General features: G+C 72.3%; 13 protein-coding genes. 6 read left to right on the forward strand and 7 right to left on the reverse strand.

Annotated elements, in window-relative coordinates:
- Window positions 1-71 precede the first annotated feature (71 nt).
- The 6 genes from ACIQFX_RS24305 (at window position 72) to mscL (ending at window position 5869) form a co-directional block, all read left to right on the forward strand.
- Entirely contained in the window at window positions 72-1595 is a 1524-nt protein-coding gene (locus tag ACIQFX_RS24305; protein WP_402466973.1) for a potassium/proton antiporter, read from the forward strand.
- Between the two features lie 251 nt (window positions 1596-1846).
- Window positions 1847-3118, forward strand: a complete 1272-nt coding sequence (locus ACIQFX_RS24310) for an MFS transporter (RefSeq protein ID WP_402466975.1) — start codon at window positions 1847-1849, stop codon at window positions 3116-3118.
- 68 nt (window positions 3119-3186) lie between these two features.
- Window positions 3187-3525, forward strand: coding sequence for an FmdB family zinc ribbon protein (locus ACIQFX_RS24315; protein WP_402466978.1), 339 nt, complete (start codon window positions 3187-3189; stop codon window positions 3523-3525).
- 98 nt (window positions 3526-3623) lie between these two features.
- Entirely contained in the window at window positions 3624-4469 is an 846-nt protein-coding gene (locus ACIQFX_RS24320) for an S-methyl-5'-thioadenosine phosphorylase (protein ID WP_402466980.1), read from the forward strand.
- 239 nt (window positions 4470-4708) lie between these two features.
- Window positions 4709-5227 carry a hypothetical protein gene (locus ACIQFX_RS24325; protein ID WP_402466983.1) on the forward strand — a complete coding sequence of 173 codons (519 nt, stop codon included), beginning with the start codon at window positions 4709-4711 and terminating at the stop codon, window positions 5225-5227.
- Between the two features lie 126 nt (window positions 5228-5353).
- A complete protein-coding gene (gene mscL, locus ACIQFX_RS24330; protein WP_402466986.1) occupies window positions 5354-5869 on the forward strand; it encodes a large conductance mechanosensitive channel protein MscL in 516 nt (171 codons plus the stop codon).
- A 19-nt stretch (window positions 5870-5888) separates the two neighbouring features.
- Here mscL and ACIQFX_RS24335 read toward each other — a convergent pair whose 3' ends face one another.
- The 7 genes from ACIQFX_RS24335 to pflA all read right to left on the reverse strand — a co-directional run bounded on the left by ACIQFX_RS24335 (window position 5889) and on the right by pflA (window position 12267).
- On the reverse strand, window positions 5889-6110 hold the full coding sequence (locus ACIQFX_RS24335) for a hypothetical protein (protein ID WP_402466988.1): 222 nt from the start codon (window positions 6108-6110) through the stop codon (window positions 5889-5891).
- A gap of 153 nt (window positions 6111-6263) precedes the next feature.
- Complete coding sequence (locus ACIQFX_RS24340) at window positions 6264-6695, reverse strand: hypothetical protein (RefSeq protein ID WP_402466991.1); 432 nt, start codon at window positions 6693-6695, stop codon at window positions 6264-6266.
- Entirely contained in the window at window positions 6692-7342 is a 651-nt protein-coding gene (locus ACIQFX_RS24345) for a ubiquinol-cytochrome c reductase iron-sulfur subunit (protein WP_402466993.1), read from the reverse strand. Before ACIQFX_RS24345 ends, ACIQFX_RS24340 begins: the two co-directional genes overlap by 4 nt.
- Entirely contained in the window at window positions 7339-7938 is a 600-nt protein-coding gene (locus ACIQFX_RS24350) for a 4Fe-4S dicluster domain-containing protein (protein ID WP_367826066.1), read from the reverse strand. Before ACIQFX_RS24350 ends, ACIQFX_RS24345 begins: the two co-directional genes overlap by 4 nt.
- A 7-nt stretch (window positions 7939-7945) precedes the next feature.
- Entirely contained in the window at window positions 7946-10270 is a 2325-nt protein-coding gene (locus ACIQFX_RS24355; RefSeq protein WP_402466997.1) for a molybdopterin oxidoreductase family protein, read from the reverse strand.
- Window positions 10267-11403, reverse strand: a complete 1137-nt coding sequence (locus ACIQFX_RS24360) for an MFS transporter (RefSeq protein ID WP_402466999.1) — start codon at window positions 11401-11403, stop codon at window positions 10267-10269. Before ACIQFX_RS24360 ends, ACIQFX_RS24355 begins: the two co-directional genes overlap by 4 nt.
- Before the next feature lie 66 nt (window positions 11404-11469).
- The gene (gene pflA, locus ACIQFX_RS24365; RefSeq protein ID WP_402467001.1) at window positions 11470-12267 is read right to left on the reverse strand and encodes a pyruvate formate-lyase-activating protein; all 798 of its coding nucleotides are present in this window, start codon (window positions 12265-12267) and stop codon (window positions 11470-11472) included.
- Between the last annotated feature and the right edge of the window lie 35 nt (window positions 12268-12302).

Genomic DNA, 12302 nt, shown 5'->3' on the forward strand with positions numbered 1-12302 from the left:
CTGCACGCGAGGGGAAGGAACGGCCACTGACTGTCCACCAGCTCAACGAACTCCTGCTCATCTGCTCGCTCGTGTTGCTGATCGCGGTCGCGGCCGTGCGGATCTCGTCCCGCAGCGGCCTCCCCAGCCTCCTGCTCTACCTCGGCATCGGCGTCGCCATGGGCCAGGACGGCATCGGCAACGTCGCCTTCGACAACGCCGAGCTGACCCAGGTCATCGGCTACGCGGCCCTCGTCGTGATCCTCGCCGAGGGCGGCCTCGGCACGAAGTGGAAGGAGATCAAGCCGGCCCTGCCCGCCGCGGTCGTCCTCTCCACCGTCGGCGTCGCCGTCAGCGTCGGCATCACCGCCGCCGCCGCCCACTACCTCGTCGGCCTCGACTGGCGGCAGGCCCTGATCATCGGCGCCGTCGTCTCCTCCACCGACGCCGCGGCCGTCTTCTCCGTGCTGCGCAAGGTGCCCCTGCCCTCACGGGTCACCGGTGTCCTGGAGGCCGAGTCCGGCTTCAACGACGCCCCCGTCGTCATCCTCGTCGTCGCCTTCTCCACCGCCGGACCGGTCGACGACTGGTACGTCCTCGTCGGCACGATCGCCCTCGAACTCGCCATCGGCGTCGCCGTCGGCCTGACCGTCGGCCTCGTCGGCTCCTACGGGCTCCGCCACATCGCCCTGCCCGCCTCCGGCCTCTACCCGATCGCCGTCATGGCCATCGCCGTCGTCGCGTACGCCGCCGGCGCCATGGCCCACGGCTCCGGGTTCCTCGCCGTCTACCTGGCCTCGATGGTCCTCGGCAACGCCAAGCTGCCGCACGCGCCCGCGAACCGCGGCTTCGCCGAGGGACTCGGCTGGATCGCCCAGATCGGCATGTTCGTCCTGCTCGGCCTGCTCGTCACCCCGCACGAGCTCGTCCACGACTTCTGGCCCGCCGTCGTCATCGGCCTGGTCCTCACCGTGGTCGCGCGGCCCATGGAGGTCCTGGTCAGCCTGCTGCCGTTCCGCATCCCCTGGCAGGAGCAGGCCCTCATGTCCTGGGCCGGCCTGCGCGGCGCCGTCCCCATCATCCTCGCCACCATCCCGATGGTGGCGCAGATCGAGGGCAGCGAGCGGATCTTCAACATCGTCTTCGTCCTCGTCGTCGTCTACACCCTCGTCCAGGGCCCGACGCTGCCCTGGCTCGCCCGGGCCCTGAAGCTCGGCGACTCCTCGGAGGCCGCCGACCTCGGCGTCGAGTCCGCGCCCCTGGAGCGGCTCCGCGGCCACCTGCTCTCCGTCGCCATCCCGGAGCACTCCCGGATGCACGGCGTCGAGGTCGCCGAGCTGCGCCTGCCGGCCGGAGCGGCCGTCACCCTCGTCGTACGGGACGGGGCGAGCTTCGTCCCCGGACCCGCGACCGTCCTGCGGCACCAGGACGAGCTCCTCGTCGTCACCACCGACCCGGTGCGGGACGCCACCGAGCGGCGGCTGCGCGCGGTCGGCCAGGGCGGCAAGCTCGCCGGCTGGCTCGGCACCGGCGGAGCGACGGCGGTCTCCGCTCCGGAGGGCACGACGACGCGCTTCCACCGATCCCCGAAGAAATCCGGCGGTACCGCCGGTTAATCCCAGGCATTAATTCAGGTGCGGGAGCGTTTTCCCAGGCGGGAAGACGCTCTTCCCTGTAGCATGAAGGCACACCTGATCGAACCAACTCTGCCTGACGCAGAGCTGGCGCGACCGTATGGCGGCCGTGGCGCCCCTCCGCAGTGGGGCCGGCCCGGTATCTACCGCAGTAACGCGCATGAGGACAGCTCTCGGCGACACCCGCACCACCGTGCCGGGGCGCGCTACCAGGCGGCAGAAAGGCCAGGACCGTGGCGTCCACGGTCGTCTCGGACAAGCGGCCCGGCTACGGGCAGCTGCTGCGCACCCCCGGTGCGCTGTCCTTCCTGCTCCCCGGCTTCGCCGCCCGGCAGCCCTTCGCGATGCTGACCATCGGCATCGTCCTGCTCGTCCAGCACACCACCGGCTCCTTCGGCAGCGCCGGCGCGGTCGCCGCCGTGACCGGCGTCTCCATGGCGCTCTTCGCGCCGCAGAGCGGCAGGCTCGCCGACCGCTTCGGCCAGCGCGCCGTCCTGGTCCCCGGCGTCCTCGTGCACACCGCGTCCGTCTCCCTGCTCGTGGCCCTCGCCCTGACCGGCGCCCCGCTCTGGGCGCTGTTCCTGGCCGCCGTGCCCGCCGGCGCCTCGGTGCCCCAGGTCGGCCCGATGGTCCGGGCCCGCTGGGCCGCCAAGCTCGACGGCACCCCGCTGATGCCGACCGCCGCGGCCTTCGAGTCCGTCACCGACGAGTTCACCTTCGTCGTCGGCCCGGTCCTCGCCACCGCCCTGTGCACCGGCATCCACCCGGCCGCCGGCCTGATCGCCGAAGCCGCCCTCACCCTCGTCGGCGGCCTGTTCTTCGCCGCCCAGCGCGCCACCCAGCCCGCGTACGGCGTCGCCGCGGCCACCACCGCCGAGCCGCACCGCTCCGCCCTCTCCGTCCCGGGCGTCCGGGTCCTGATCGTCGCCTTCCTCGGCATCGGTTCCGTCTTCGGCGGCATGCAGGTCTCCCTCACCGCCTTCACCGAGGAGATCGGCAACCCCGGCGCCAACGGCCTGCTGTACGGGATCTTCGCCGCCGGCAACATGCTCGCGGGCATCGCCATGGGCGCCGTCGCCTGGAAGACCGGCCCCCGCCGCCGCCTGATCCTCGGCTACGCCGGCCTCACCGTCGCCGCGTCCCTGCTGTGGACCGCGCACTCGGTGCTGCTCCTCGGCGCCCTGGGCCTGGTCGTGGGCCTGTGCATCGCCCCCGCCCTCATCACCGGCTACACCATCGTCGAGACCCTGATCCCGGCCTCGGCCCGCACCGAGGCCTTCACCTGGCTCACCGGCGCCGTCGCGCTCGGCCAGGCCGCGGCCGTCACGGTCGCCGGCCGCCTCGCCGACACACAGGGCGCGAGCAGCGGTTTCCTGGTGCCGATGGCGGGCACGGCGCTCGCCCTGGCCACGCTCCTCGCCCTCCGGTCGCGGCTGAGGCCGCGCGAGTCGAGCCGGGTCGCCGCGCGTGGCATCGGTCACCGCGTGCCGGTGGCGGTGGACTGAACCCACGGAATACGTCACTATGGATCGTCGTTAGCACTCGATGAGTGTGAGTGCCAGGAGGAAGTCAAGTGCCGACCTACCAGTACCAGTGCACCGAGTGCGGCGAAGGCCTCGAGGCGGTGCAGAAGTTCACCGATGACGCGCTGACCGAGTGCCCCAGCTGCAAGGGACGCCTGAAGAAGGTGTTCTCGGCCGTCGGCATCGTCTTCAAGGGCTCCGGCTTCTACCGGAACGACAGCCGCGGCTCGTCGTCCAGCAGCTCGCCGGCCCCGTCGAAGTCCTCGACCCCGTCGTCCTCGTCCACGTCGTCCTCGACGTCGGACGCGAAGCCGGCCGCGTCGACCTCGTCGTCGTCCTCTTCCACCTCCTCGGCGTCCGCGTCGAGCACCGGAAGCTCGGCTGCCTGATCGTTTCCCCGAGGGGCCCCGTCGCACACCGCGACGGGGCCCCTCGGCACATCCGGGAACCGGACCCCATCCCTCAGGACCGCCCCTAGGCTGACGCCATGGCGAACCATGACGTGTACGCGGACATCGGCGTGATCGGCGGCTCGGGCTTCTACTCCTTCCTGGAGGACGTCACCGAGGTGTCCGTCGACACCCCCTACGGCAGCCCCAGCGACTCCCTCTTCCTCGGCGAGATCGCCGGCCGGAGCGTCGCCTTCCTCCCCCGGCACGGCCGCGGCCACACCGTCCCGCCGCACCGGATCAACTACCGCGCCAACCTCTGGGCGCTCCGCTCCGTCGGCGTCCGGCAGGTCCTCGGACCCTGCGCCGTCGGCGGACTGCGCGAGGAGCACGGGCCCGGCACCCTCGTCGTACCGGACCAGCTCGTCGACCGTACGAAGAACCGCGCGCAGACCTACTTCGACGGGGAGCGACGGGCCGACGGGGCCGTGCCGCGCGTCGTCCACGTCACCTTCGCCGACCCGTACTGCCCCGACGGCCGGCGGGTCGCGGTCAAGGCCGCCCGGGGGCGGGGCTGGGAACCTGTCGACGGCGGCACGATGGTCGTGGTCGAGGGCCCCCGCTTCTCCACCCGCGCCGAGTCGCGCTGGCACGCCGCCGCCGGCTGGTCCGTCGTCGGCATGACCGGACACCCCGAGGCGGTCCTCGCCCGCGAGCTCGGCCTCTGCTACACCTCCCTCGCGCTCGTCACCGACCTCGACGCGGGCGCCGAGACCGGCGAGGGCGTCTCCCACACCGAGGTGCTGCGGGTGTTCGGCGAGAACGTCGGACGGCTCCGGGACGTCCTCTTCGACGCGGTGGGCGCGCTGCCCGCGACGGCGGACCGGGACTGCCTGTGCACCCACGCGCACGATGGCTGGAACCTGGGGATCGAACTGCCGTGAACCCCTCGCGGGCGGCCGCAGACCCCTCGCGGGGGTGAGGGAGTTGTCCACAGGTACGGGGTGATCCCCAGGCCGGAGCGGGACGGCGACGGGGCGGGGAGAGTGGGGCGCGTACTCCACGTGAGCACCCACGTACGCGCCGCGTACGGGCCCACGTGCGCGCCCGTGTACGCACCCGCGTACGGGGCACCCGTGTACGCACCCCTCGTGCGCACCCGACCAGGACGGCGGTACCCCGCGTGACGACCACCTCTTCCCTCCCCGGCCCCTGCCCGGTGCCCCCCTTCGAACCGCTACGGGTCCGGGGCACCCGGCACCGGCTGCGGCGGGCGCTGCGCCGGGGCCGACTCGCTCCGGTGCTGCTCCTGGCGCTGACCGCGGTCGCGCTGGCCGTCACCAGCGGATCCGTCCCGCGCGGGAGCGGCGGCGCGGACTCCGCCCGGCCCGCGCAGACCGCCCGCGCCCGACCGCCCGCCGCCGCGCCCCTGGTGTCCGCCCCCGTGCGGATCGCCGACGCCGCGACCGTTCGACTGCTGCGGCCCGGCGACCGGGTCGACGTCATCGCCGCGCCCGATTCCGGCCTCGGCGGCGGTGAGGCCCGCGTGGTCGCGACGGGCGCCCGCGTGGCCGAGGTCCCGCGGCCGGGCGAGACCCGATCGGACGGCGGGGCGCTCGTCGTCCTGTCCGTGCCGCGATCGACGGCGACGGCGCTGGCGGGTGCCGGCGTCACGTCCCAACTGGCGGTGACGCTGTGCTGATTCGCACTGACTACCTGTCAAGTCACCGTCCCGTGTGTACGGATTGGACGCGTCTGCGCCGTTCGCGGCCTAATGGCTCCGCACACCGCGGTACACGCGACATCACGAGCGACGAAAGGCACCTTGGTGGCCGAGAAGAAGGAAAGTTTGCTGGGAGGCTTCAAGGCCTTCCTGATGCGTGGCAACGTGATCGACCTGGCGGTCGCGGTCGTCATCGGTGCCGCGTTCACGAACATCGTGAACTCGGTGGTCAAGGGCATCATCAACCCGATCGTCGGCGCCTTCGGCACGAAGGACCTGGAGAGCTACGCGTCCTGCCTCAAGGCACCCTGCCGCGTGGTCGACGGGGAGATGCAGGGCATCCAGCTCCAGTGGGGCCTGGTCCTCAGCGCGGTGCTGAGCTTCCTGATCACCGCCGCCGTCGTCTACTTCCTGATGGTCCTGCCGATGGCCAAGATCCTCGCCAAGCGCGCCGCGCACGAGAAGGCGAAGGAGGGCGTCGCGGAGACCATGGAGATCAGCGAGCTCGAGGTCCTCAAGGAGATCCGCGACCACCTCGTCGCCCAGCGCGGCCCGTACACGACCAACAACACCCCGGGCTCCGGGGTCGTCGATGGCACGGGGACGCACTCCACCTCCTGACCGGCGTCGTACGCCGGGTTCAGAGGTGGTGCGGCGGCTTCTCGTCGAGGAAGCGCGCGAGGTCGGCGGCGCTGTCGCCGCCGGCGGGAGGCCGCTCGCCCCACCCGCGGTCCGTGTCGTCCGCGGACTGCTGGTCCAGTGGATCGTCGAAGACGAGCACCGGCTTCGGAGTGTTCTCGGGGCTGGATGCGCTGCCGGGTCGCTTCGCGTCTCGCGGGCCGTGGGCGGGGGCGGAACTCATACTCTCAGGGTACGCCCGCCGCCCCGCCCCGTACCCGCCTGATCTGCGAAATCCCGCACCGGGGCACCGGCCCGCCACCACCGCGCCGGACGGGCCCCGCCGGCCGGACGGGCCCCGCCGGTCGGGCGGCGCCCCGGCTCAGGGGTCTTCGGATCAGCGGTCCTTCGGGTCGATCGCCCAGAGGCCGAGCACCACGAGGAACGACAGGACGAGGAAGCCCGCGCCCCACCAGGCGGTGCCGGTGTCACCGGTCATCCACTCGTCCACCACGATCGTCAGCCCCCAGAGCTGGCCGATGACGACCGTGAGCGCCAGCGCCAGCCGGGCGGACAGCTTCGAGGACCGCTCCGGCTCCTGCTCCGTACCGGCCCCCGGCCCCGGCCCGGTGCGCCGGATCCGAGGGTCGCCGTAGCCGCTCGTCGGACGGATCTGCGGGTAGCGCTCGTGCACCGGCCGGTTCAGCCGCGGCTGCGCGCTGCCGGGGGTGTACGCGGGCGGGCGCGGCGGCTCGGGGTCCCCGCCGCCGGGGGACGGCGCCGGGGAGCGCGGGGCCTCCGGATCCCGGGGGAACGTGCTGTCGCTCATGTCCGCTCACTCCTCTCCGCCGCCCTGCCTCCGGGGCCGCCGGCGCCGAAGCCGGGGCAGCCCGGACGGTCGTCGCCGTGCTGGCGGCAGAAGCCCTCCAGGGCGCTCTCGCCCGAGCGGGCCGTGCCGACCGCCCACACACTGCCGTCGGCCTGCTCGATCAGGATCACCTTCGGCAGACCCCGCGGCGGCGGTCCGGCGGTGACCTCTCCCGTACGGGCGTCGAAGATCCCCTCGTGGCAGGGGCAGTACAGCTCGCCCTCGCTCCCCCGCTCCTTGCGCCACAGCACGGCGCAGGCGAGGTGGGTGCAGACGGCGGAGTAGCCGGCGAGGGTGCCGTCCTCCATGCGGACGGCGATCGCCCGGTCCTCGTCGCCGGGGTAGCGGAAGGCGAGCGACTCACCCGGTTCGATCCGGTCGGCGATCTTCCTGACCTCGGGGGTCCCCGCACTGTCGCCGTGCCGGTGCAGGATGCCGGACGCGACGGCGACCCCGCCGACGGCCAGGCCGCCGGAGACGGTGGCGACGATCCGCAGGTAGTCGCGGCGGGTGGTGAGCGAGTCGGCGGCGATCCGGTCGTGGAGCGCTTCCCGCGCCGCGTCGCCGGGGGCCTCCGCCGAGGGCGGCTGGGGATCGGTGACGCTCAACGGACGTCCCTTCCATTGATCTCGACGACGGGGAGGCCGCCGGGCACCGGCCACTGGACCTTGTCGGCGGGGACGACCATCGCCACGCCCGTGCTGACGGTGGTGGTGCCGAAGGTGAACGTGTCGGCGACCTGGACGCCGGGGCGTTCGGCCCTGAGCTCGTCGAGGGTCCCGTAGAAGAGGGCGCCGGTGGGGCAGACGGTGGCGCACATGGGGGCGAGGCCGTAGGCGGTGCGGTCGTAGCAGAGGTTGCACTTCATCTGGAGCTTCGCCTGGAGGTCGATCTTGGGCACGCCGAAGGGGCAGGCGTTGACGCAGTTGGCGCAGCCGATGCAGCGGGTGGTGTCGGCCTGCTGCACGACGCCGTCGGCGGTCACGAGGATCGCGTCGGCGGGGCAGACCTCGGCGCAGGGGGCGACGGGGTCCTCGCAGTGCATGCAGACGGTGGGGAGGGAGGCGACGGAGTGGCCCTCGTCGGGGTAGTCGAGGTGGATCATCGACTTGCCGCGGTGGGAGTCGCATTCGCGGCAGGCCGAGACGCAGGCCTGGCAGCCGATGCAGCGGCCCGGGTCGATGAAGATCGTGCGGCCCATCATGTGCGGGTCAGCTCCTCTCCGCGGTGCCGCGGCCCTGGGAAGACGTCGGGGGCAGCGGGTCGGTGCGGGAGACCTGGGTCTCCGGGTAGGCCTGGTGTCCGGGGGCGGTGGGGGGCGCGGGGACCTCGTCGACGCGTTCGGCGGCCTCGATGCGGGCGGCGCAGACCTTGTACTCCGGGATCTTGGAGCGGGGGTCGAGGGCGTCGATGGTGAGCGCGTTCGCCGCGGTGGGGACGGGCCAGTGGTAGGGGACGAAGACGGTGTCGGGGCGGATCGCCTCGGTGACCAGGGCGGGGAAGACCTCGCTGCCGCGGCGCGTGACGACGCGGACGGGTTCGCCGTTGCGGAAGCCGTGGGAGGGGTGGACCTCGACCCAGGGGCGCGGGGTCTGTTCGACGAGGGCGCCGAGCCGGCGGGTCTGGTTGCCGGAGAGGAAGTGGGCGACGGTGCGGCCCGTGGTGAGCGAGAGGGGGTACTCCTCGCTGTACGGGTCCATCGGCGGGTGCCATTCGACGACCTGCAGGTGGATCGTGCCGTCGGGGTGGTAGGTGCGGCCGTTCTCGAAGAGGCGGGGGGTGCCGGGGTGCTCGGTGCTCGGGCAGGGCCAGGCGATGCCGCCGGTCTCCTCCAGGCGTTCGTAGGTGATGCCGTAGTAGTCGTTGACGGTGCCGGCGGAGGCGATCCGGAGCTCTTCGAAGACGGAGCGGGAGTCGGGGAACTCGAACTTGTCCCCGGCGCCGAGGCGGCGGGCGAGTTCGCACATGACCCAGGTGTCGGTGCGGACGCCGGCGGGGGGCTCCTGGGCCTTGTTGTGCTTGACGACCCGGGCCTCGGCGTTGGCCATGACGCCCTCGTCCTCGGCCCAGACGGTGACGGGGAAGACCACGTGGGCGTTGGCGGCGGTCTCGGAGAGGAAGAAGTCGAACTGGGCGTGGAACTCGAGGGTGTCGTAGCCGTCCTTGACGGTGGCGTAGTTCGGCAGGGAGACGAAGGGGTTGTTGCAGATGCCGACGAGGCCGCGGATCTCCTTGCGCTGCATCTGCCAGACCATCTCCATCATGGAGGTGCCGGCGAGCGGGAGTTCGGCTTCGTCGATGCCCCAGATCTCGCAGATCTGCCGGCGGTGCTCGGGGTTCGTGATCGAGCGGCCGCCGGGCAGCAGGTCGGACTTCTGGCCGTGCTCGCGGCCGCCCTGGCCGTTGCCCTGGCCGGTGATGGTGCCGTACCCGGCGCCGGGCTTGCCGATGTTCCCGGTGGCGACGCAGAGGTTGATGATGGTCAGGCAGTTCTCGACGCCCTGGGAGTGGTGCTCGACACCGCGGGCGTGCCAGGCCATGGCCCTGCCCGCGCCGGCGAACATCCGGGCGACCTGGACGATCTGCTCCTCGGGCACGCCGCAGATCTCGGCGGAGCGGCTGGGCGGGTAGGCGGCGACCGTGCTCTTCACCTCGTCCCAGCCGGTGGCGTGGGCGGCGAGGTAGGCCTCGTCGGCGAGGCCCTCGGCGACGACGACGTGCAGCACGGCGTTGAAGAAGGCCGAGTCGGTCCCGGGCTTGAGGGCGACGTGGACGTCCGCGGTGCGGGCGATGGCCGTCTCGCGCGGGTCGACGACGATGAGCGTGGCGCCCCGGTCGCGCGCGCCCCACAGGTACTGGGTCATGACGGGGAAGCACTCGCCGACGTTGGAGCCCGCGATGAGGAGGCAGTCGGTGAGGAGGATGTCGGAGAACGGGTTCCCGGCGCGGTCGATCCCGAAGGCGAGCTTGTTCGCTCCGGCGGCGGAGACCATGCAGAGGCGGCCGTTGTAGTCGACGTGCCGGGTCTTGAGGGCGACGCGGGCGAACTTGCCGACGAGGTAGGTCTTCTCCGAGTAGAGGCTCGCGCCGCCGAGCAGCCCGAAGGCGTCGTTGCCGTACTCGCCCTGGATGCGGCGGATCTCCGCGACGGTGTGGTCCAGCGCCTCGTCCCAGCCGACCTCGCGGAACTCCTCGTCGCGGTTGCGCCGCATGAGCGGCGCGGTGAGCCGGTCGGGGTGGTTGACCTGCTGGTAGGCGTTGATGCCCTTGGGGCACAGCCGCATCCGGTTGATGTCGTGGTTGCGGGGTTCGACGCCGAAGACCTTGCCGCCGCGGTCGACGCGCAGGTACATCCCGCACTGCACCCCGCAGAAGCAGCAGTGCGTGGGGACGAGCGTCTCGCCGTTCTGGTCGGCGTGCCAGCGGTCCGCGGGGATCCCGCCGGCGTCGCGGAACTGGCGGGTGCCGGGCGGGGCGAGGGAGGGGTCGAGCGGCAGCGGCCGGCCGGGGGTGGTCGCGGGGTCGGTCGCGGTCACTTGAAGCCCTTCTTCACGTGGTCGAGGTAGGCGTTGCCGCGGAGGACGCGCTTGCAGCGGGGGCAGTACTCGGCCCAGGCGTCGAAGCCGAGGTCGAGGTCGCGCATGGTGCCCTGGAGGTTCTCGACGTAGGGGGCGGTGTCGATGGGCTCGTGGCAGCGGCGGCAGGCGAGCACCGCCTCGTCCTTGCGGCGGGAGGTGTACTTGAAGAGCTGCATGCCGACGGCGGCGGGCCGCTGGACGATGTGGAAGAACTTCCCGAACGGGATGTAGATGAGGGTGAAGACGACGGAGACCATGTGCAGGACGGCGAGGAACTCGTAGCCGCCGCCGTGCAGGAAGATCGACGAGAAGGTCAGCAGGAGCCCGGTCACCGAGATGACGACGAGGCAGATGAGCGGGACCAGGTCGTAGGCGAAGCGCTGGCCGGTGATGGCTCCGCGGTCCTTCATGCGGCGCCAGAGGAAGTAGGAGGCGCCGGCGATGACGAGGACGGCGGCGATGTCGAGGCCGTGGAACATGAGCCAGCCGAGGACGCTGAGGGAGTCGAATCCGATGACCTTGAAGCCCCAGATCCGCATCTCGTAGCCGGGTCCCGAGCCGGTCGACGAGGTGAAGGTGAACCAGCCCCAGGTGAGGGGGAAGGTGATGGCGGCGGCGAGCAGGCAGCCCCAGAAGACGAGTTGGTGGGCGGCCCAGCGGGCGTGCGAGCGGGCGCCGAGGAACTTCTGGAAGCCGAGGTAGGTGGCGATCATCTTCGGCAGGGCGGTGGGTGCCCGGCGGAAGTTCGCGGCGGAGAAGAAGGACCGCCAGCCCTGCCGGAAGAGGCGGCGGGCGGCGGGGGCGGAGACCCAGACGGTGTAGCGGTGGGCGACGCCGAAGGCGAGGAAGACGGTCGCGACGGCGTAGGGCAGGAGGGCCGAGTCGAAGTCGCGGAGCAGTCGGCTGCCGAAGACGATCGCGATGATCAGGAGCACGGACACGGCGGTCCCCGCGAGGGTCGCGCGGCGGTGCACGGCGGCGGGGGTCTGCGGCGGGGTTCCGGCGGCCGCGGGTTCTCCGGTGGCGGCGGTGGTGGGGGTCGGATCGCCCGGCCCGGGGGTCGGATCGACTGTCTGGGGTGGCTCGGTCACGCCGCCACGGTAAGGCCGTACGGGCTGTTTTTCCTGTTTTGGGTGGTTACTGGGTGAGGGCGTCGCTCAGACGGCGTTCAGGCCGTGGGCCTGGAAGACCTCGCGGGCCGCGGCGATCTGACCGGGCGTCGGGGACGGGGTGTCGTGCAGGGTGAACGGCATGGCGAGTGCCTGCCATTTCGGTTCGCCGAGCTTGTGGAAGGGGAGAATGTCCACGCGGGAGACGTTGCCGAGACCGGCGGCGAAGGCGGCGACTCCCTCGACGTCGGCGGGGTCGTCGGTGAGTCCGGGGACGAGCACGAAGCGGACGTGGACCTCCTGGCCGAGGTCGGCGAGGCGCCGGGCGAAGTCCAGAGTCGGCCGCAGGGGCCGGCCGGTGACCTTCTCGTACGTGTCCGGGCCCCAGGACTTGATGTCGAGCAGGACCAGGTCGGTGTCGCGGAGCAGGGCGTCGGTGGCGCGGACGCCCAGGAGGCCCGAGGTGTCGAGGGCCGTGTGGAGGCCGAGCTCGTGCTTCATCCGGTGCAGCAGCTCGCCGGTGAAGACGGGCTGGAGGAGCGGTTCGCCGCCGGAGACGGTGGCGCCGCCGCCGGACGCGGAGATGAAGCGGAGGTACTTGGCGGCCTCGGCGATCACGTCGTCGGCGGAGGTGCGCGTGCCGTCGCGCATCCGCCAGGTGTCGGGGTTGTGGCAGTACAGACAGGTGAGGGGGCAGCCGGAGAGGAAGGTGACGAAGCGGGTGCCGGGGCCGTCGACCCCGGTGGACAGGTCCCAGGAGTGGACCGAGCCCTCCGAGGGCCGCCGGGTCGCCGCGGCGGCCGGGGTGGCGGGACCGGTGGCGGGACCGGTGGCGAGGCTGGTCATGGCAGGGCCTCCTTCGGAGGTGTCGGGCGTGCCCC

This window comes from Streptomyces sp. NPDC093089 (assembly GCF_044754405.1).
Taxonomy (GTDB): domain Bacteria; phylum Actinomycetota; class Actinomycetes; order Streptomycetales; family Streptomycetaceae; genus Streptomyces.